This is a genomic window from Pseudomonas sp. LY-1 (genome assembly GCF_053502595.1).
Map to the genome: position 1 here is coordinate 106,812 of NZ_CP094353.1, position 19,522 is coordinate 126,333.

At 63.0% G+C, this 19,522-nt stretch carries 13 protein-coding genes and 1 pseudogene; 10 read left to right on the top strand and 4 right to left on the bottom strand.

What is annotated here, in order from left to right; all coding sequences use genetic code 11:
* Nucleotides 1-18 precede the first annotated feature (18 nt).
* The 5 genes from MOQ67_RS00500 to MOQ67_RS00520 all read left to right on the top strand — a co-directional run bounded on the left by MOQ67_RS00500 (nucleotide 19) and on the right by MOQ67_RS00520 (nucleotide 12,602).
* Nucleotides 19-4,614 carry a dermonecrotic toxin domain-containing protein gene (locus MOQ67_RS00500; RefSeq protein WP_126589095.1) on the top strand — a complete coding sequence of 1,532 codons (4,596 nt, stop codon included), beginning with the start codon at nucleotides 19-21 and terminating at the stop codon, nucleotides 4,612-4,614.
* 59 nt (nucleotides 4,615-4,673) lie between these two features.
* Entirely contained in the window at nucleotides 4,674-5,666 is a 993-nt protein-coding gene (locus tag MOQ67_RS00505; protein ID WP_017850016.1) for an AraC family transcriptional regulator, read from the top strand.
* A gap of 133 nt (nucleotides 5,667-5,799) precedes the next feature.
* Complete coding sequence (locus MOQ67_RS00510; RefSeq protein WP_046485934.1) at nucleotides 5,800-6,834, top strand: histone deacetylase family protein; 1,035 nt, start codon at nucleotides 5,800-5,802, stop codon at nucleotides 6,832-6,834.
* Nucleotides 6,831-7,922, top strand: coding sequence for a polyamine ABC transporter substrate-binding protein (locus MOQ67_RS00515; RefSeq protein ID WP_017850018.1), 1,092 nt, complete (start codon nucleotides 6,831-6,833; stop codon nucleotides 7,920-7,922). The genes MOQ67_RS00510 and MOQ67_RS00515 overlap by 4 nt, the downstream gene beginning before the upstream one ends.
* Before the next feature lie 111 nt (nucleotides 7,923-8,033).
* Nucleotides 8,034-12,602 (top strand): dermonecrotic toxin domain-containing protein, encoded by a 4,569-nt coding sequence (locus MOQ67_RS00520; protein WP_126589096.1) that lies wholly within the window; start codon nucleotides 8,034-8,036, stop codon nucleotides 12,600-12,602.
* Here the strand turns inward: MOQ67_RS00520 and pdxR are convergent.
* The gene (pdxR, locus tag MOQ67_RS00525; RefSeq protein ID WP_126589097.1) at nucleotides 12,587-14,137 is read right to left on the bottom strand and encodes a MocR-like pyridoxine biosynthesis transcription factor PdxR; all 1,551 of its coding nucleotides are present in this window, start codon (nucleotides 14,135-14,137) and stop codon (nucleotides 12,587-12,589) included. The two genes, MOQ67_RS00520 and pdxR, sit on opposite strands and share 16 nt — an antisense overlap.
* A 102-nt stretch (nucleotides 14,138-14,239) precedes the next feature.
* Here pdxR and MOQ67_RS00530 point away from each other — a divergent pair, with 102 nt between their 5' ends.
* The 3 genes from MOQ67_RS00530 to MOQ67_RS00540 are packed head-to-tail and all read left to right on the top strand — an operon-like array spanning nucleotide 14,240 to nucleotide 16,003.
* Nucleotides 14,240-14,878 (top strand): FMN-binding negative transcriptional regulator, encoded by a 639-nt coding sequence (locus MOQ67_RS00530; RefSeq protein ID WP_126589098.1) that lies wholly within the window; start codon nucleotides 14,240-14,242, stop codon nucleotides 14,876-14,878.
* Nucleotides 14,875-15,321 (top strand): GNAT family N-acetyltransferase, encoded by a 447-nt coding sequence (locus tag MOQ67_RS00535; protein ID WP_017850022.1) that lies wholly within the window; start codon nucleotides 14,875-14,877, stop codon nucleotides 15,319-15,321. The genes MOQ67_RS00530 and MOQ67_RS00535 overlap by 4 nt, the downstream gene beginning before the upstream one ends.
* 10 nt (nucleotides 15,322-15,331) lie before the next feature.
* Entirely contained in the window at nucleotides 15,332-16,003 is a 672-nt protein-coding gene (locus tag MOQ67_RS00540) for a GNAT family N-acetyltransferase (protein WP_017850023.1), read from the top strand.
* A gap of 215 nt (nucleotides 16,004-16,218) precedes the next feature.
* Here the strand turns inward: MOQ67_RS00540 and MOQ67_RS00545 are convergent, their stop codons facing one another.
* Entirely contained in the window at nucleotides 16,219-17,121 is a 903-nt protein-coding gene (locus tag MOQ67_RS00545) for a homocysteine S-methyltransferase family protein (RefSeq protein ID WP_185833407.1), read from the bottom strand.
* A gap of 113 nt (nucleotides 17,122-17,234) precedes the next feature.
* Between MOQ67_RS00545 and MOQ67_RS00550 the strand changes: the two genes are divergently transcribed.
* Together MOQ67_RS00550 and MOQ67_RS00555 are read left to right on the top strand one after the other, a co-directional pair.
* A complete protein-coding gene (locus MOQ67_RS00550; protein ID WP_017850025.1) occupies nucleotides 17,235-18,056 on the top strand; it encodes an ABC transporter substrate-binding protein in 822 nt (273 codons plus the stop codon).
* Complete coding sequence (locus MOQ67_RS00555; RefSeq protein WP_057005205.1) at nucleotides 18,053-18,883, top strand: amino acid ABC transporter permease; 831 nt, start codon at nucleotides 18,053-18,055, stop codon at nucleotides 18,881-18,883. Before MOQ67_RS00550 ends, MOQ67_RS00555 begins: the two co-directional genes overlap by 4 nt.
* Before the next feature lie 4 nt (nucleotides 18,884-18,887).
* On the opposite strand, the gene MOQ67_RS00560 is transcribed toward MOQ67_RS00555, so the two are convergent.
* Together MOQ67_RS00560 and MOQ67_RS00565 are read right to left on the bottom strand one after the other, a co-directional pair.
* Nucleotides 18,888-19,169 (bottom strand): helix-turn-helix domain-containing protein, encoded by a 282-nt coding sequence (locus MOQ67_RS00560; protein WP_017850027.1) that lies wholly within the window; start codon nucleotides 19,167-19,169, stop codon nucleotides 18,888-18,890.
* Nucleotides 19,166-19,378, bottom strand: a pseudogene (locus MOQ67_RS00565) (type II toxin-antitoxin system HipA family toxin); the annotation flags it as partial. The pseudogene MOQ67_RS00565 and the gene MOQ67_RS00560, both read right to left, overlap by 4 nt.
* Between the last annotated feature and the right edge of the window lie 144 nt (nucleotides 19,379-19,522).

Consider the following 19,522-nt stretch of genomic DNA (forward strand, 5'->3'; position numbering starts at 1 on the left):
ATGGCAAGGCAGGAACCCATGAGCCAACAAACCTCCACCCTTCGTTACAACCCCTCCGATACGCTGGTCACCCAACTCTGCGTCGGCCCCGCCTTCCGGGAAGCCGCCAGCACGCTGTTACGCCGCTCGTTGCAAGAACTCTACCCGGACCTGGGCATCGACCCGGACATCGCCATGGTCGGCACGCCGACATGGGGCATTGTCGACGATGAAATCGTCGCCCGCCCCACCGCGCACCAAACCCTCACTGACATCCTCACCAATCAGGCCATCTCCGGTGAACCCGCGCTCTACATCGAAGGCGCGCACTACCTTATCCAGCCAAAAAACCAGCAACCCACCGCCCACCTACCGGTACGCATCACGCAGATCGCCACCCTGATCAACCTGCTGGCACCGGTGATGCTCACCGCCTACCAGGAACAGCAAGTGGCGTTCTGGAACTCCAGCAACGGCACCTCCGGCCCCCACTGGCAAGCCTTGTCCAGCACGCTGCGCTCGGTGTGGAACGTGACCCGCGTCGACGGCTGGGACGAGCAGGACTGCGCCATGGCCCGCACGCTGTACGCTGCGCCTGAACTGACACGCCGCCAGAGCGACGATGCATTCGCCTGCCGCGCCTACCTGGTGGACGTCGATCAGATCGACGGCGCGACCGTCACCCACCTGGGCCTGCTGTCGATTGCCGTACTGATCGGCAACCACGACGGCGAGACGCTTATCCTCACGTACTCCCTGTTCAACGGCTACGAGAAATTCGCCACGCTGGAGCAACTGGGCCAGAGCTTGCCCGGCTACGTAGGTCGCCATGCACCCACTGACATCCAATGGCGACTGTTCGAACCCACCGGGCATTTTTTCGATCACCAGGCTTGCACGCTGATTGCCCAACAGCTTGCGTTCATCAGGCAGCTCGACACTCAGCAACTGCGGCGCACCGCCCCCAGCGAATCCTCACTCAACCTGCCACCGGCCACCCAAGAGCTGGTCGGCGAAAAGCAACCCGACCTCAAACCCTACCTCGACGCACTCCCGTCCTGGCTGACGTCCGCCTCCACCACCGACCTGAGTCTCTACGCACGCTACCTGAAAGACCTCGCCGCGCTGCACAGCCTCAACGCGGGCAAGTCCTACGACGATGACATCCCGCACATCCAGACCTACGCGCTCGACAGACTGCGCGCCGAAATGCTCAAGGACCACACCGACGCGGCGAACCTGCGCCTGGAGAACATCGAGATTCAGGTACGCAGCCCGATTGTGTGGGGCAGTTTCACCCTGCCGGGCAAGGTCGACACCACCACCTTCAGCCTGGCCGACCTGGCCCTGCAAAACCTGATCGGCCTGCCTCTCGGCGACAAAAGCGTGCGCTTGCGCAACAGCAGCACCGTGCCGGCGTGGCTGACCGTGGCATACATCGAAACGCTGATCCGCAAGGTGGATGTCGGCCAACACTACCCGGCCCTGGCCAAAAGCAAGTTGCTCGACAACCCGCTCGAATCCAGCCGCCGACGCGCCCTGTACAGCAGCCATTTGCGCATCCAACTGCCGCTGCAAGCCTTGCAATACAAGATGAGCCGACACGCCGGGATCGACGAACTGGGGTATCGCTACGTCGCTGCCGTGCTGGCGCCAGAGGAAGCGGACCGTCAGGTCGACGGGCAAGCCATCGTTCTTCGTCCCCTGGCCTTCCTGCCGAAAAACCGCAGCGCCGACACGCAAGACGTGGTGAGCAACATGTTTGTGATTGGCCCCCAGGACGCGAACGCCGGGCCCTGCCTGTTGTATCGCCCGATGGCGGAATTACCACTGCTGCAATATCCGTCACCGGCCGACCTGCTGTATGCGATCCGCCAATCACGCCACCTGCGCGACTCGGTCCTGGCCTGGTTGCCGGACAATGTGCGCGACGACTACGCACGCTACGCATTCCCTGGCGAACTGCCGTCGCCCTGGGCAGTCGTGACGTTGCTGGTGGACCCGGTCAAACTCGTGATGATGAGCGGGCCCATGGACCTGGGCATGCAAGCGCTCAGCGGCGAGCTGCCCGAAGAACTGTTCAAGGCCAACGCCAACGCGCTGATCACGCTGGCCGACCGTCAGTCGGCGTCGAATGCCGAAAGTCGCTGGGCTTCGTTCAAGCAGGCGGGCTGGCTGATATTCAACGCAGCCCTGCCGTTCCTGGGCCGCACCGTGAACACCGCCGCCTGGATCTGGCAGATACTGGATCAGGTGCAAGCGGTCGTCGACGCGCAACAGCAAAAGGACAAACCGGCCGAATGGTCCGCCCTGGCCGGGCTGTTGCTCAACCTGGGCATGGTGTTGACCCTGCACATCGCCAGCCGCGAAGCGCCGTCAGCCCCCGCCTTGAGCAAGGACGAGCCGGCGCCGAAACCTGCCACCCAGCCCGAGGTGATCGCCAAGCCCGTGACAGTCAAACAATTGGCCAACCTTTCGGCAGTTGAGCTGCCAGGCAATCACCCGCATGCACTGCACACCCTGGCCGCGATCAACCGCAGCCCCAGCGACCTGGGCAGCCTGCTGGACAGTTTCAAGGTCGAAAAGCCGAAGGTGCGCAACAAAGCCTCATCGCGCATCGGCCCTCATCGCCACCTCTATCCGCTGCTCGATAAATGGTACGCACAGGTCGGCGAACGCTGGTTCGAAGTGACGGTGGATGAGAATGACGAAGTGCAGATCACCGATCCCCAACAACCCGCGCGCAACGGTCCCTTTCTGATCGACAATCTCAAGGGCGAGTGGTTCATCGACACCCGTCTGCGCCTGCGTGGCGGCGGTTCAAGAAGCCGGGAGCGCAAAGCCCGGGCGCAAGCCGAACGCCAGGCCAGCCAACTGCGCAGGCAGATCACCGCCTTCGAGCAACAGAAAAAGACCGCCCAGGACACCCTGGAAAAGACTTATCAGGCACTGGTCGACGCGCCGCCCACCTCGGCCCAGGCCGCGCAAAGGGCTTACCTCGATCAACTGGAGGCCCAACGCACAGACTACGAGACCGCCCTGAAAAACCTGAAAGAATTGAATGTACTTGCCCCAACGCCGGACTACCTGCACAGCGCCGTGGGGTATCTCAAGGCTCAGTTGAGCCTGAGCTGGGCCGGGCTCAACGAAGTGCTCAAGGCCTTTACGCCCAAACTCCGTACAATCCTCGACCACATCGCGAAGCAGGCCGCCGACGCACGCGTGCGCAACATCCCCGACGCACTGCAAATGAACGCAATACTGCACGGCATGATCGAGCGCCTGGACTACTTCGAAACGCGGTTCAACGAACTGCGTGACCTGCCCGGCGAAGGCCTGCGCCTGATCAAGAACACCAAAAGCCTGCTGCCTGCCTACAGCAGCGGCGACCTCAAGGCGTTGCAAGTCACCTTGGCCCGCAACCTGTGCCTGCGCGAAACCACCACCCTCAGCGCACCACTGGCATGGGCCGCCATCGACCATATTGTCGACGCCTGCGACATCGCCATCCAGGCCCTGCGCGACACCCTGCGCGAGCGCAGTGACAAGCGCATCGACGAACAGATCGAGACCCTGAGCAGCCTGATCGAACAGTTCACGGTGCTGGGCGAGCGCCTGCAGGACTTTCCCACGGAATTCCCCAGCGTCTCCCTGACGGAACCGTTGACCCGCCTGCGCGAGCAACTCGGCGAGTACACCAAACGCGCCAGCACCCATCTTGCGCAAATGGCCGACCGACGCACCGCGCTGAGAGCCACCCCCAGCCCGCCGCCCGTCCCGCCACACCCGCAGAAAAAATTCATCCGCACCCGTTACCACGGCATGGTCGTCGGTGAGCCGCAGGTGTCCGCCACAGGCCTGGACACCGGGCTGGTGGATGTTCGCTCGCCCCTGTCCAACACCGTGGTGGCCACGTTTCACGAGAAACCGGACGGTTTTTGGGTGCAACGGGCCAGGAGCGAACAAACGGTGAACACGCCCATCGACCTGCAAACCAGCGTGGACGCCGGCCAGAACCTGCTCGACGGCCTACCGGACTTCAAACAACGGATCACCGGCCTGGCCAGCCAAGCCCAACGCACGCCCATCGGCATCGAATACTTGTACCATCAACACGCCCAGCGTCTGGAGCAAGCCACGCGCAGTATCGAGCAAGCCCTGAGCCAGAAGAACCTCGCGCAAGGCGACGTGGCCCTGGCCAGCACCGTCAAAAAGACCCTCAGCGACGCCACCACAGCCCTCTATCAACAATCCGTAGACAAAGTGCTGAGGATGACCCAACAGCACCCGCCGACACCCTCCGGCGTGCAATGGTTGAAGGCCCGCAACGCGATAAGCATCAAAAAAACCATCAGCCGCCGACGCATCAAGTCCGCCCGGCCGGATTACCTGGACGAATACACCATCACCGACCGCAGCACTCATAAGGTGCTGTGGTATGCACACTTCCACTACTCGACCGACTGGACCACGCCCAGGGCGTTTATCAACGCGCGCCTCAAGACACCGCAGGAACACAGCCTGGGCGCGGCAGCCGACACCACCAAAGACCTGAGCAGCGCACAACGCGTGGCATTCCACCGCAGCGAGATCAACGAGAGTCAGGCCAGTACGCTGTTTTTCAACCTGGCCTGACACACGGCCGACGGCACACAACTTGCTCTTTCACCGTACCTGACACGTTGGAGCCGTCGATGCTGCACGCTCATCTCACCACCCTCAACGCGGTGTCGCTGGTGCTCGACACCTTCAAGGCCCAAGGGCTGCCCAGCGAGGCCTTGCTCGCGGGCAGCGGCATCTGTGCGGCGGACTTGAGCCGCGCCGACACGCGCATTACCACCAATCAGGAAATGCGCGTATGCGCCAATGCCGTGGCCCTGCGCCGGGATGTCGGCCTGGCGCTGGGCCGCCAGATGCATGTATCGGCCTACGGCATGCTCGGTTACGCGCTGCTGACGAGTGCCACCTTCGGTGACGCTTTGCGCCTGGCGCTGCGTTATCCGGCGCTGCTGGGAACACTTTTCAAGCTGAGCCTGGAGGCGGACGGCGAGCGCATCTGGTTTACCGCCGCCGACTATCGCGAAACCCCGGCCATGCAGATGTTCAACGTCGAACTGTGCCTGGCCTCGCTGAAGGTGATCTGCGACGACCTGCTCGGCCAGCCGCTGGCGCTGCTTGGCGCACGTTTTGAATACAGCGCGCCGGATTATCGCGCGCGCTACAGCGAGTGTTTCGCCTGCCCGCTGCAGTTCGACGCCGGCACCAACGCCTTCGCCTTCGACAAGCGCTGGCTGGACCAGCCCCTGCCCCTGGCCGACGCTGTCACGCACCAGGCCATGGCCGAGCGGTGCCGCAAACAGAACCTGGAGTTCACCGGCCGCCAGGCGTGGCTGGGCAGAATCCGCCAGTTGCTCACCAGCCAACTCGGCGCCGCGCCGGGGATCGAAGGCCTGGCCGCACAGATGAACTGCTCGCCGCGCACCCTGCGCCGCCACTTGCACGACCTGGGGTGCAGTTATCAGGAACTGCTCGACGAACTGCGCTTCGAGCGCGCCAAGCAATGGCTGGCGGCGGATGAACTGCCGATCTACCGCATCGCCGAGCAACTGGGTTTCAGCGAAACCGCCAGCTTCCGGCATGCCTTTGTGCGCTGGAGCGGCGTGGCGCCGAGCCAATTTCGTGCATGACGCCCCATTGATGGGCGAATTGCGGACACATAATTTGGCCCGATTTATCCCCTTTTGGCCGCTCCTGCCGTTCTCATAAAGCGCCCCGCCCGCAAGACTGCAGGCACCGATACCGCCTGCGGAGAACAACAAAATGCTGACGATCTACTCGGACGATCACCACCTGCACCACGGCCGTTGTGAACTGATGGACGGGCAACTGATGCCCTGCTTCGAAATGCCCTCGCGCGCCGACCACGTACTGCAACGGGTCAAAGCCCGTGGGCTGGGCCCGGTCCTTGCCCCGCAGGACTTTGGCCTGGCGCCGCTGCAACGTGTCCACAGCCGCGACTACCTGGACTTCTTCAAAGGTGCCTGGCAACGCTGGACCGCATTCGGCGAGGACGGCGACCTGTTGCCCTACACCTGGCCCGCCCGCACCTTGCGCCGCGTGCTGCCCACCAGCCTGCACGGCCAGCTCGGTTACTACAGCTTCGACGGCGGCGCGCCGATTACCGCCGGCACCTGGCAAGCGGCCTACAGCGCCGCCCAGGTCGCGTTGACCGCACAGCAAGCGATCCAGCGCGGCGCCCACTGTGCGTTCGCGCTGTGTCGCCCGCCGGGGCACCACGCCGCCAGCGACTTGATGGGCGGTTATTGCTACCTCAACAACGCCGCCATCGCCGCCCAGGCGTTTCTTGACCAGGGCCACCGCAAGGTGGCGATCCTCGACGTGGACTACCACCACGGCAATGGCACTCAATCGATCTTCTACGCACGCAACGACGTGCTCTTTACCTCGATCCATGGACATCCGGAGGCGGAGTTCCCGTTTTTCCTGGGCTACGCCGATGAGCAGGGAGAAGGCGCCGGGGAAGGCTTCAACTTCAACTACCCGTTGCCGGCCGGTTCCGGGTGGGCGCGCTGGAGCGCGGCGCTTGACGAGGCGTGCAGGGAGATCGAGCGCTATGACGCCGACATCATCGTCGTGTCGCTGGGTGTGGACACGTTCAAGGACGACCCGATCTCGCAGTTCAAGCTCGACAGCCCGGACTACCTGGCCATGGGCGCACGCATCGCGCGCCTGGGCAAACCCACGCTGTTTGTGATGGAAGGCGGCTACGCCGTGGCAGAAATCGGCATCAACGCCGTCAACGTTCTAGAAGGTTTTGAGGGGTCCATCCAATGAACATGCTCAAGTCGCTCGTCCTCTGCGCCGCCGTTCTCGGTGGCGCGGCCCATGCCGAAGAGAAAACCCTGCGGGTCTACAACTGGTTCGACTACATCACGCCCAAGGCGCTGGAAGACTTCAAGGCGCAGAACCCCGACGTCAAACTGGTGTACGACATCTTCGACACCAACGAAGCCCTGGAAGCCAAGCTGCTCACCGGCAACTCCGGGTATGACGTGGTGGTGCCGTCCAACGTGTTCCTCGCCAAGCAGATCGAAGCCGGAGTATTCCAGCCCCTGGACCGCAGCCGACTGCCGAACTGGAACCACCTCGATCCCAAGCTGATGAAGCTGCTCGAGGCCAACGACCCCGGCAACAAGTTCGCCGTGCCCTACATGTACGGCACCATCCTGATCGGCTTCAACCCCGACAAGGTCAAGGCCGCGCTGGGTGCCGATGCGCCGGTGGACAGTTGGGACCTGATCTTCAAGGAAGAAAACATCAGCAAACTCAAGCAGTGTGGCGTCGCGCTGCTCGATTCGCCGTCCGAGATCCTGCCGCTGGCCCTGCAGCACCTGGGCCTGGACCCCAACAGCAGCAACCCCAAGGACTATGAAAAAGCCGAAGCGCTGCTGATGAAAGTCCGCCCGTACATCACCTACTTCCACTCCTCCAAGTACATGGCCGATATCGCCAACGGTGACATCTGCGTGGCCGTCGGTTATTCCGGCAGCTTCTCCCAGGCCGCCAACCGCGCCAAGGAAGCCAAGAACGGCGTGATCGTGGACATGCGCCTGCCCAAGGAAGGCGCGCCGATCTGGTTCGACATGCTCGCCCTGCCCAAAGGCGCGAAAAACCCGCAGGACGCCTACACCTTCATCAACTACCTGCTGCAACCGCAGGTGATCGCGCCGATCAGCGACTTCGTCGGTTACCCCAACCCGAACAAAGACGCGACGGAACTGGTTGACCCAGCGATCCGCCACAACCCCAACCTGTACCCCACCGAGGCGGCGATGGCCACGCTGTATACCCTCAAACCCCTGGGCCGCGACGCCGAGCGCGCCCGGACGCGGGCGTGGACCAAGATCAAGTCGGGGACATAGGGGCCGTCCGCTATCTAACTACCACCTCCGGACGGGCACGCGCCCTAACGTGGTCGAGGTCCTGGGTTGCCGTCGGCAACCCGCCTCACCTCGCCCGTCAGGAGCCCGCCCTTGCCCTCATCGCCTCCCAGTGCCAACGACCTGTTGACTCAACTGACCACCGGCCCCTCCTTGCGCGAAGTCGCGGCCGCCACCCTGCGCTCGAGCTTGCGCGAGCTGTACCCGGATCTCGACATCGACCCCGATCTGACCCTTCTGGTGACGCCGCACTGGCAGATCACCGCCGAGGCGATCCTGCCCGGAGCCCCGCGATTTCAAACACTGACCGGCGCGTTGTGCCGCAGTGCAACATCCGGCGCACCTGTCACCTGGCTCGACAGCGAGCACTACCTGATCTATCAATCCGCCACCGGGCCGAACGTGCATCTGCCGGTCAAGGTGGACTCCGTCGGCCGCCTGATCAATGAGCTGGCACCGTTGCTGTGCGTCGCGTACCAAGAACAGCAACTCGCGTTCTGGAATGCCAGCAACCACCCGAACGGCCCACGCTGGCGCACCTTTGCCAACGCCTTGCGCGCGATCTGGAATGTCGACAGCGTGGAGGGTTGGGACGAGGATGAATGCAACGTTGCCAGGGCGGTTTTTCACACGCCGGATTACGCCCAGCGCTTGCCCCAGGACAAATACGCGACCAAGGCTTATCTGATCGACGTCGACCTGGAATACGCCACACAGGTCAAACACCTCAACCTGTCGGCATTGGCGGTACTGGTCGGGCGCCTCGGCGAGCGCGACATCATCCTCAGCTATTCGATCGCCGACGGTTACGCCGCCTTCAAGAGCCTGCAAGCGCTTGGCGACGCCCTGAGCATTCAAGTGGCCACTCCACAGGCGACCAAGCTCCACTGGCGACTCTTCCAACCCTCAGGGGACTTTTTCGAGCAGCAGGCCTGTGCGTTTATTTCCCTGCAGATTCAGGCAATCGGCGCAATCGCGTTCAACAGCGGTGAGCTGATCCCGACCATGGCGCACGACAAGCCAGGCAGCGAAATCGCCCCCCGCGCCCCGCTGAATCAAGACAGAATCGGCTGGGTACATCGCGCCTTGCCCGACTGGATACTCACCGCGTCCTCGTCGGATCAGGCCACCTACGGGCGCTACATGATGGACCTCGCGGCCCTGCACCTGCGGCACGCGGGTAAAGCCTTTGATGACGGGATCAAGCACATCGGCGATTTTGCCCTGGATGCGATCCACACCCTGATGGTCAAGGACCACCCCGGCGTGGCCCGCACGACGCTGGACAGCGTGCGGATCAGCGTCACCAGCGTGCAAGCCTGGGGCACCCTGATCGTGCCGGGAAACACCCAGACCCAAACCTTTACCCTCGCCGAGTTGGCCCTGGAAAACCTGATAGCCCTGCCCTTGGGCAACAAAACCGTCGATTATGAAAACGGCAGTGCGGTGCCCGCCTGGATGACGGCGGCCTACCTGGAGCACTTGATTACCCAGGCGAACGTCGGCATGCACTACCCGGCCCTGGTCAAACGCACGCTGCTTGACGACGCTGCCGAGTCCCTGCGAAGGCAACGTCTCTACACCGCTCAATTACGCCTGCAACTGCCGCTACTGGCGTTGCAGTACAAAGTACGAGGTGTCCACGACCTGAGCGAACAGGGCTATCGCTATGTCTGCGCGGCGATGCATCCAGACAGCGCAGCCCGTGTGGTCGACGGCGCGGCGGTGGTCATCCGCCGCTTGTCCCTGCTCCCCAAACGCCGTCTGGGTTCGGCCGTCGACATCGTCGGCAACATGTTCGTCATTGGCCCTCAAGACCCGAAAAAAGGTCCTTGCCTGCTCTATCGCCCGCTGTCCAACCAACCGTTGATGCAGTTCCCGTCACCGACCAACCTGCTGTACGCGATCAAACAAGACACGCCATTGCGCCAATCGGTCCTGGCTTGGCTGCCCGATAAGGTGCGAACGGCTTACGCGCAGTTTGTGTTTCCCGGCAGCCTGCCCTCGCCGTGGGTATTTACCAGTGTGCTGAGCGACCCGCTGAATGCACTGGTGATGACCGGCCCCGTCGAACTGGGGCGGGAAGTGCTGCCAAACGACGACTTCGCCACACTGTTCCGAGCCAACGCCGACGCGCTGGTCACCCTGGCCGACCGCCAATCGGTGTCCAATGCCGAGGCGCGCTGGGAGAGTTTAAAGCACGCCGGGTGGCTGATGTTCAATACCGTGCTGCCGTTCATGGGCCGCGCCGCGGGCGCCGCGACCTGGATCTGGCAATTGATGGACGACCTGCAACAGATGGTCGACGCCAATGAGGTCGGTGACCGTTCCGCCGGGCTCTCGGCGCTGGTGGATATCTTGCTGACGCTCGGCATGGTGTTAACGACGCATGTCGCCACGGCGCATCGGCCCGAGTCGTCCATCGGGAAGCCCGCCAAGCCGCGCGCATTGCCGCCGCCGGAGGTCAAGGTAGAGGTCGTCCAAAAGCCGGATATCACGACGGCAGAGCTGCCCGTCGACCACGAACACACCCTGCACATCAGTGGCGCCCTGAACCGCAGCGCGCAGAACCTGGGCACGTTCCTCGACAGTTTTGCGCAGGCCAAGCCCGATCAATTGGGTACGCAACAGACCGTGGAAGGCCCCCATCAGCATCTCTATGCCAAAGCCTCACACTGGTACGCCCCGGTGGGTACACGATGGTTTGAAGTGATGGTCGACGAAAACGACACCGTGTTGATCATCGATCCGCGCCAACCAGGCCGGCGCGGCCCGCCGCTGATCGCCAATCGCCTGGGGCAATGGTTCGTCGACACGCGCTTGCGCCTACGCGCAGGCGGCCTGCGCAGCCGGCGCAAAAAAGGCGAAGCCCTCAGGCCGCCGAAAATCACCGATTTACGCCGGCAACTGGCAACCTTCGACAGCGAGCAAGCCCAGCGCCAGCACGGTCTTGAAGCCTTGCAAGGCGCCATCGACCGCACGGCGGGTGACGCCAAAGCCGCGGCCAGAACCACCTTTCTCGAACAGGTGGATACGCGTCTCAAAGAATTCGACGTACCGATTTCCCAGCTCAAATCCCTGAATATTCTCGACACGGTGCCCAACTATCAGGACGCCATGGTCGGCTACCTGGAACATCAGCTGTTTCTGGCGCGCTCCGCCATCAGCGAACAACAGATCCCGTTTCGCGAACGACTGGAAGCCATACAGGGCCACCTCGACATCGAGGGCGTTGAAGAAGAAGCCTTGCCCACCGTTCACTACCGCAACATGTATACCGCGACACACGCCATGGCGGAGCGCCTGGGCTACCTTCAGGCACGCTTCAAGGAGGCTCGTGCCCTGGGTGCGCGCGGGGTCAGGCTGATCCAGCAGCATGAGCCGCACCTGCCCGCTTATGCCCTTGATGATCTCAAGGCGTTCAAGATTACCCTGGGCCACTTCCTGTGCGTGGCCGAAGGCGCATCGGCCACACGCGCCGACGCCAGGGAAGCCTTGCGCCGTATCGTCGATGTGGCGGAGCTGGCGGTCCAAAGTTTCAGAGAGGCCGCACAACCGCGCAACATGGTGCCGCCGGAGCAGTTGATCGAAACCCTGGACAGCCTGATGGATCAGTTTTCCAGGGTTGACCAGAACCTGGTGGATCTGCCGGCCGAGTTTCCCAATGACCTCAACAAGCCCGACCTGGAAAACCTGCGCAAGCAAGTGGACGAGTTCGCTCGGCTCGCAGAGAAACAACTGACAACCCTGCTTCGCGAACGCAGAGCCATGGAGCCCACCGCGGGCCCGTCGCGCACCGTCCCCAGGGCGAAGAAAAAATACATCAAGACGCGTTTCAAGGGGATGGTGGTCGGCGAAGAGCGTGAAAGCCCCGACGAAGACGGCAAGACGCTGGTCGACGTAAAGGAACCCCTGACCGGCAAAGTGATTGCAACCTTCCATGAGAAGGAGCCGGGGGTTTGGGTCGAACGCGAGCTGACACCCAAGCCCGCTTCCCGCAGCCAGGCGCTTAACCTGGCAAACAGCATCAGCGACGGTCAGGCGCTGGTCGATGGGGTCGAAACCTTTATCGCCAACAAGGAAGCCTGGGCGAAGGAAACCCGGCAACTGCCGGTGGAAATCGAAGAGCGCTTCCACCAGCACGCCAAAAAACTGCAACGGGCCAACCAGGATATCGAAGAGGCGTTGACCTCCAGCAACCAGACCGAAAGCGCCTCGCCGTCAGCTGCGTTGACTAACCGCCGTCTTGATGAGGCGATCACCCAGCTTTACCGGGAAGGCAAACGGATCAAGCTCGAGGTGCTCAAGCGCCGACCACCGGAGGCGGCGCACGTCGAATTGCTGTTGCGCGAGGGCGCCGTCACGGTAGACCCGCCTGTCGGCGCCCGCACCCGACTCAGGGGCCGCGACAAGGGTTTCCTGCAGGAGTATGCGGTGGTGGACGTCAACACGAACCGTCCGTTGTGGTACGCACACTTTCACTACCCCACCCTCACCGGGCCGGAGGAAGCCTACACCGCCGCCCACCTGAAAAACCGCCAACAGCGCCTGATGGGCGGCAGGTTCGAACCCTTGAGCGACATCGCCGTGTACCGCAGTGAAATCGGTCTGCATCTGGCCCGCTCGCTGTTCCTGAAAGCCAAGCCTCAGCCCTCAGCCTGACCGGTCCAGGCCTGGCGCAACCGCGCGAGCGCCTGACGGATCGCCGCCTCGGGCACTGCGGCAAAGCCCAGCACCAGGCCGGCGCGTTGATCGTCCGGTGGCCCGGCCTGCGCTAGCCAATAGCTGCTCAGGCCATTGACCTCCACGCCCACCGCGCGGGCCTGCGCCACCAGTTGTTGTTCGCGGGCAAGGCTGTCCACCCGCACGGTGAGGTGCAGGCCCGCCGCACTGTTCGGCAGGCTGCCGACCCCCGGCAGCTCGTCCGGCCAGCCGTTCAACAGGACGTTGCGTCGACTGAGCGCAGCGCGACGCATGCGCCGGATATGCCGCTGAAAGTGCCCCGCCGCCATGAACTCCGCCATCACCGCCTGGGTGCTGACCTCCGAGTGCCGCACGTCCACGGCGCGGCGCTGGGCGAATGCGTCGACCAGCGTCGGCGGCAACACCAGGTAACCCAGGCGCAGCGCCGGGAACGCGACCTTGCCGAACGTCCCCACATACAGCACCCGCCCGCTGCGATCCAGGGCCGCCAGCGGGGCCAGCGGCGCGCCGCTGTAACGGTACTCGCCGTCGTAGTCATCCTCGACGACCCAGCCACCGCTGCGTTCGGCCCAGGCCAGCAACTCCAGGCGCCGGGCCAGGCTCATGACCACGCCCAATGGGTACTGATGGGACGGCGTGACATAGGCCAGGCGGCAGTTGTCGAGGCCGTTCAACACGCTGCAGTCGATCCCCTCGCTGTCCACCGCCACACCTTGCAGCTGCGCACCGGCCAGGGCGAAGGCATGACCGGCGGCGCGGTAGCCGGGATTTTCAATCGCCACGCCATCACCTGGGCTCACCAGCAACTGTGCACAAAGGCTGATTGCCTGCTGCGCGCCACTGGTGATCACAATTTGCTCAGCCGTACACTGCATGCCCCGCGAGCTGCGCAGGTAGGCGGCAATCAGGCTGCGCAAGCGCTCGTCCCCGGCCGGGTTGCCATAGCACAGTTGCTTGAGGTCCGGCTTGCGCCAAAAAGCCGCATTCAGCTTGGCCCAGACGTCAAAAGGGAACAGGTCAAAGGCCGGAACCCCCACCCGAAATGCCCGTGGAGGCCCTATGGGCGGCAAGGGCAAATGGTTGTTTTCGAGGCGCTCCAGCGCCGCGCTGTGGATAACTTTTTCGCCCGAAATATCGGCGTTTTTCAGCTCGATTGTGGATAAGGCTGGGGATAAGCCTGTTGAAAACCCTGTGGACAGTTTTGTGGATAGTTTTTTTGAACTGGGCAGTTGGGCGACATACGTCCCGTCGCCGACCCGGCTTTGCGTAAAGCCCTCGGCATACAGCTGATCGTAGGCACGCACCACGCTGTTGCGCGAAATCGACAACGCCGCCGCCAGGTCGCGCGTGGCGGGCAAACGCGTGCCGCCGGCCAGTCGCCCGTCCAGCACGCGTTGGCGCAGGGCTTCGTACAGCTGGCGGGTCAGCCCCTGACGACGATCCAGCTCGATTCCCGCAGGGTTGAACGACAACGGCGGCGCAAGGGACGACATTGGGCAGGCTCCAGAATTGGACCCATGAAATGGGTCATAGATGGCTCTTACAACGAACCATTAGCCTGCCTAGGATGCAGGCATTCGCCAAGGAATACTTTTATGTACACACCACGCGCCTTTGCCCTCGACGATTTGCCCGAACTGCAGCAACTGATCCAGCACACGCGCCTGGCGCAGGTGGTGACCGTGGGTGAACACGGCCTGCTGGCCAGCCACCTGCCACTGCTGCTCAACCCCAACGAAGGCCCGAACGGTACGCTCTACGGCCACATGGCCAAGGCCAACCCGCAGTGGCACGACCTGCAGAACGGCGGCGAAGCGCTGGTGATCTTTGCCGGGGCCGACGCCTATGTCAGCCCGGCGTTTTACCCGAGCAAGGCCGAGCACGGCAAAGTGGTGCCCACCTGGAATTACCTGGCCGTGCATGCCTACGGCACGGCCGACGTGTTTACCGACGCAGAGCGCCTGCTCGGCGTGGTCAGCGCCCTCACCGACCGCCACGAAGGCCGCCGCGACCAGCCCTGGAAGGTCAGCGACGCCCCGGCCGACTACATTGAAGGCATGCTCAAGGCCATCGTCGGTTTCGCCTTGCCCATCGAACGTCTGATCGGCAAACGCAAACTCAGCCAGAACCGCAGTGCCGCCGACATCCAGGGCGTGCGCGAGGGGCTGGCCGCCAGCCTCGACGTGCGCGACCAGACCCTCGCCCGTTTCATTCCCCAAGGAGCCCCAGAATGAGCCCGATCGACATCCGCCCCGTCACCGCCGCCGACCACGCCGCCTGGCTGGCGCTGTGGCACGCGTACTTGCAGTTCTACAACACCGAACTGCCAGACGCCGTCAGCCAGAGCACCTGGCAACGCCTGATCGACGCCCGTGAGCCGACCCATTCCGCGCTCGCCTGGCAGGACGGCAAAGCGGTGGGCATGGTCAACTTCATCTACCATCGCTCCAACTGGAGCATTGAAAACTCCTGCTACCTGCAAGACCTGCTGGTGGCGCCGGCCCAGCGTGGCGGCGGCGTGGGCCGCAAATTGATCGAACACGTCTATGCCACGGCCAAAGCCGACGGCTGCTGCAAGGTCCATTGGCTGACCCACGAGACCAATGCCACCGCGATCCAACTGTACGAACGCATCGCCGAACGCCCTGGCTTCATCCAATTTCGCAAAGGTCTTTAAGGAGCGCAGCATGTCCACCTCTCTCGCCGACTGGCAAGGTGCCCCGGCGCCCACGGTCCAACTGCTCGAAGGGCGTTTCATCCGCCTGGAAAAACTCGACCCGGCGCGCCACGCCGACGGTCTGTGGCAAGCCCTCGAAGGCCCCGGCGCCGACCCCAAGCTGTGGGACTATTTGCCATATGGCCCGTTCAGCGACCGCACCGCGTTCGATGCCTGGCTGAATAACCATGCCCAGCACAACGAGCCGTATTTCTTCAGCGTGATCGACCGCGCCAGCGGCGATGTGCAGGGCATCCTCAGCCTGATGTCCATCGTCCCGGCCCACGGGCGCATCGAAATCGGCCACGTCACCTTCGGCGCGCCGATGCAGCGCTCGCCGAAAAGCACCGAGGCCGTGTATCTGTTGGCCAAGCATGCTTTCGAACTGGGCTACCGCCGCCTGGAGTGGAAATGCAATAACGGCAATGCCCGCTCCAAATACGCCGCCGAGCGCCTGGGGTTCAGTTTTGAAGGGGTGTTCCGCCAGCACATGGTGGTCAAGGGGCAGAACCGGGACACGGCGTGGTATTCGATTCTGGACTCGGAATGGCCGCCGATCGGGGCAGGGTTTGAGCACTGGCTGTCGGAAGCCAACCAGGCAGGTTCAGGCCAATTGAAAAGCCTGGCGGAGTGTCGCGCCTAAATCCCACAGACAGCGCAGCACCAGAATATGAGAGCGGGCTTGCCCGCGAAGCGGTGGGTCAGTCGAGATTGATTTTCGACTGGTCTACCGCTATCGCGGCGTAGGTATCTACACATCCGATGACGCTGAAAACCCCGGTCGTATCGCGAGCTGTTGCTCTGTTTTTGCTCTGTTTTTGATTTTGATCTTAGGCGCCCCGTTAACCACGCTGGGTGTCAGTCGGCAAGCTGCTCGGCCAACACCGCAATATGCTCCGGTCCGATCCCGCAGCAACCGCCCAAATGGCTGGCGCCGCGCTTCTGCCAATCGGCAGCCCATTGCAGGTAGCCCGGCGGGTCGAGGTCGTCGCGCAACGGGTCGAGGCCGTCGTTGGCCGTGGCCTCCTTGGGCTGTGGCGGGAAGGCGTTGGCATAGGCGCCGATCTGGATCGCCCCCCCCAGGCGCTCGAAGGTCTGGCGGGCCGCATCAATCGCCGCGCCGATCACCTCCGGCTGGCTGCAATTGAACAACAACACCTGCACGCCCAGTTGCGCAGCTGCTTCGGCCGCCTCGGCCACCGGCTCGCCGGAACGCAGGCGCGGCACCTCGTCGGTGTCCTCGTCCTTCAAGGTAAACGACAGCCAGAACGGTTTGCCGTCCGCCGGCAGACCGGCATGAATGGCCCGCGCCTCGATGATCGAACTCTGGGTTTCCGCCAGCCACAGGTCGACATAAGGCGCCAGGCCGCTCACCAGGGGCGTCAGCAGTTCGCTGACCCGGTCGGCCTCGAACAGGTCGGGCCGATACGAGCCGAACAGCGGCGGCAGGGAACCGGCCACGCGCACTGCTTGGCCGGACGCCACCACCGCGCGTCGCGCCAATTCACCGGCCAACGCCGCCAGAGCCTGGCCCTCGGCGGCAAACCGCGCTTCGCCGATATGAAACGGTACGACGGCGTAGCTGTTGCTGGTGATCACGTCGGCACCGCTCTGGATGTAAGCCGCGTGTACCGCTTCCACCGCCTGCGGCGCTTCGCTCAACGCCAGCGCCGACCACTCCGGCTGCCGGAACGGCGCGCCGCGACGTTGCAGTTCGCGGCCCATGCCACCATCGAGAATTACTGTGCGTACTGCGGCCATATGCTTTTTACTCATAAGCTTATGAAAATAACTCACTATGAGAGTCTCTCTTATAACTATTTAATACGGTAAATTCGCTTCATAACAACTTCTTTTTTATTCGGGTGCCTCTCTTGAAACTCAAACCGCTACTGGCCCTGGGCCTGACCATGCTGGCTGCCTCCACCCAAGCCTTCGGCGGTGCAACCCTGGACCGGGTTGAGCAAAACCACGAATTGGTCGGCGTGCTGATGGAAAGCTATCCGCCTTTCTCGTTCCTCAACGAGCAGAACCAGCTCGACGGTTTCGACGTCGACGTGGCCAAGGCCGTCGCGCAAAAACTGGGGGTCAAACTGCGCCTGGAAACCCCGTCCTGGGACGTGATCGCCGCCGGCCGCTGGAGCGGGCGCTACGACATCTGCATCTGCTCGATGACCCCAAGCAAGGCCCGCGCCGAAGTGTTCGACTTCCCCGTGGAGTACTACGCCTCGCCTGCGGTGATCGTGGTCAATGCCAAGGATGAGCGCATCCACGGCGCCAAGGACCTGAGCGGCAAGAAAGTCGGCCTCACCAGCGCCTCCAGCTACGAGAGCTACCTGAACAAAAACCTGGTGATCGAAGGCGCCGAAGACACCCAACTGCAGTACCCGTTCGAGAACGTGCAGATTGCCCCCTACGACACCGACAACGTGGCCTTCCAGGACCTGGGCCTGGGCGCCGGCGTGCGCCTGGATGCGATCCTCACCAACCTGGTCACCGCCCAACCGCGCCTGAGCCAGGACAAGCGCTTCAAGCTGGCCGGCGAAGCGCTGTACGCCGAGCCCAACTCGGTGGCCATCGAAAAAGGCGACCCGCAGTGGGACAGCAAAGTGCGTGAAGTCTTCGCGCAGTTGAAGCAGGACGGCACCTTGAGCAAGCTGTCGCAAAAATGGATCGGCGCCGACATCAGCCAATGACCGCGTTCCCCACCCCACCCAAACCACCGATCAGCGCGTCGCGGCTACAACGATTCTTCGGTTTTCGCACGCGCCTGTACCTGACCTGGGCCGCGCTGTTCTGCCTGTTCGCCAGCTTCTTCCTGAGCTTTGACCTGAAGTTCTCGATCATCCTCGACAAGCTGCCCAATCTGGTCGGCGTGCATCTGGCGCCCAACGGGTTTCTGCAAGGCGCGGCGCTGACGGTGTTCCTGTGCCTGTGCTCGATCGTGGCGTCATCGATACTGGGCTTTATCACCGCCCTGGGGCGCCTGTCGAAAAGCGCGGTAGCCTTTGGCGTCGCGAGTTTCTATGCCTCATTCTTCCGTGGCACACCGCTGCTGATCCAGATCCTGCTGATCTACCTGGGCCTGCCGCAACTGGGCCTGGTGCCGGGGGCCATCGTCGCCGGGATCATCGCGCTGTCGCTGAACTACGGCGCCTACCTGAGCGAAATCTTCCGCGCCGGCATCCTCGGCGTGCCCCACGGCCAACGGGAAGCCGCCCTGGCCCTGGGCATGCGCGACAGTGCGATCTTCTGGCACGTCACCCTGCCCCAGGCCATGCGTACCATCGTCCCGCCCGCCACCAACCAGTTCATCTCGATGCTCAAGGACTCCTCCCTGATCTCGGTGATGGGCGTGTGGGAAGTGATGTTCCTCGCGCAATCCTACGGCCGCTCCAGCTATCGCTACATCGAAATGCTCACCACGGCGGCGATCATCTACTGGGTGATGTCCCTCGGCCTGGAACTGATCCAGGCGCGCATGGAGCGGCATTACGGCAAGGGGTATGTGCGACGGGGGTGAGGACTCAGTCATCCCACTCGCGACGCACCTTGACCACGCCCATCTGCAAGCCAAAGGGGCGGAACACGGCGTTCAGCGATTTCAGGGTTTGATTGCCCTCGCCGTGTTCGATATGCACCAGGGTACGCACAGAAATCTTGCACATCTTGGCGAACTGGCTTTGGTGCAGGCCAGTGACTTCGGTGCGCAAGCGGCGCACGGCTTCGCCAATTGCAAGGGAACCATCAGCCAGCCCCTGTTCGACTCGTTCGATTAACAGGGCGCGGGCATCCAGGGTAATGGTCATTTCAGCCCCCATTGCTTCAGACGCATGTCCAGTTTCCCCAACGGGACGCTGGGGTGGTTCAAGGTGACCGCTGGCAAACCGCCTGCAGCCAAGATGTCCGGCAGAGCTCGCAAGTGTTCGGCGTCTTGTCGCAGCCGCTCAAAACTTTGCTCAGGGTCAATAATCTCGGCCAGTGCATCGCAGACCCCTCGCCAATTGATATCACCTGCCCTGCAACGTCCATCAAAACCCTTTTCAGGCTCCGAGAACTCCAACCGCATAGCGTCACGCCAATGACCAGCGGTGAAAATCTGCAGTATCAAAGAGTAGGTCGTTTCCATCTGCATTTAAGTGCACCTGGCAAGCAATGTTCG

What these genes read in the sequence shown, in the direction of transcription:
- MOQ67_RS00500 (WP_126589095.1), top strand. Translation starts at nt 19, where the DNA reads ATGAGCCAACAAACCTCCACCCTTCGTTACAACCCCTCCGATACGCTG.
- MOQ67_RS00505 (WP_017850016.1), top strand. Translation starts at nt 4,674, where the DNA reads ATGCTGCACGCTCATCTCACCACCCTCAACGCGGTGTCGCTGGTGCTC.
- MOQ67_RS00510 (WP_046485934.1), top strand. Translation starts at nt 5,800, where the DNA reads ATGCTGACGATCTACTCGGACGATCACCACCTGCACCACGGCCGTTGT.
- MOQ67_RS00515 (WP_017850018.1), top strand. Translation starts at nt 6,831, where the DNA reads ATGAACATGCTCAAGTCGCTCGTCCTCTGCGCCGCCGTTCTCGGTGGC.
- pdxR (WP_126589097.1), bottom strand. Translation starts at nt 14,137, where the DNA reads ATGTCGTCCCTTGCGCCGCCGTTGTCGTTCAACCCTGCGGGAATCGAG.
- MOQ67_RS00530 (WP_126589098.1), top strand. Translation starts at nt 14,240, where the DNA reads ATGTACACACCACGCGCCTTTGCCCTCGACGATTTGCCCGAACTGCAG.
- MOQ67_RS00535 (WP_017850022.1), top strand. Translation starts at nt 14,875, where the DNA reads ATGAGCCCGATCGACATCCGCCCCGTCACCGCCGCCGACCACGCCGCC.
- MOQ67_RS00540 (WP_017850023.1), top strand. Translation starts at nt 15,332, where the DNA reads ATGTCCACCTCTCTCGCCGACTGGCAAGGTGCCCCGGCGCCCACGGTC.
- MOQ67_RS00545 (WP_185833407.1), bottom strand. Translation starts at nt 17,121, where the DNA reads ATGGCCGCAGTACGCACAGTAATTCTCGATGGTGGCATGGGCCGCGAA.
- MOQ67_RS00555 (WP_057005205.1), top strand. Translation starts at nt 18,053, where the DNA reads ATGACCGCGTTCCCCACCCCACCCAAACCACCGATCAGCGCGTCGCGG.
- MOQ67_RS00560 (WP_017850027.1), bottom strand. Translation starts at nt 19,169, where the DNA reads ATGACCATTACCCTGGATGCCCGCGCCCTGTTAATCGAACGAGTCGAA.